Source organism: Leptospira dzoumogneensis (genome assembly GCF_004770895.1).
GTDB classification, from domain to species: Bacteria; Spirochaetota; Leptospiria; order Leptospirales; family Leptospiraceae; genus Leptospira_B; species Leptospira_B dzoumogneensis.
The window spans coordinates 1-606 of record NZ_RQHS01000028.1; the positions used below are offsets into that span (position 1 = coordinate 1).

General features: G+C 29.7%; 1 protein-coding gene. It reads left to right on the forward strand.

What is annotated here, in order from left to right:
- A partial coding sequence (locus EHR06_RS19070; protein ID WP_341867517.1) for a hypothetical protein occupies positions 1-584 on the forward strand: 584 nt, incomplete at its 5' end.
- Positions 585-606: the final 22 nt, after the last annotated feature.

Consider the following 606-nt stretch of genomic DNA (forward strand, 5'->3'; position numbering starts at 1 on the left):
CGTTAGGCGTAATAACGCTTTCAATTTACGAAACTACAATAAATATAGTTCAAGGAGGAAGAATGAGAAAATCTATAATAGCAATAATTAGTATATTCATATTAGAGTGTCTACCTTATGGGAATATAAAAATAGTGAAAGATGATTATAAGAATCAAACAACTTTCACTTTAGATTTATATGCTACTACGAATTATACGTTAAATGATTTTGGAAAAGCAAAGGCATTATTTATGACGTTAACAAAAACAGTAAACGCAGGGTCAGAAACACTTATTAGGTGTTATCTTTCTTCTGAATTTTTGAATCACGAACGACCACTGGGTCATTCAGGTTTTTTTAAATTAGATGATAAGAAGATTAAAATTAAATTTCAAAATACCAAAATTATTCCTAATGGAATAAGGAATTCATCGCTGAGTACACATTCTGCAGAATTTGTTCTTTCTAATGAGTTGAAAAACGATTTATTAAATGCGAGTAATCTTTCAGTTCGATTTTATTCTGGTGAATCTCCCTTTGATGCAGATTTTTCTTCAAATGATTTGCGAGTTATTAAAGAATTAATAAATAGCAGCCCATAGAAAAGCGTTACTACGCCTAACT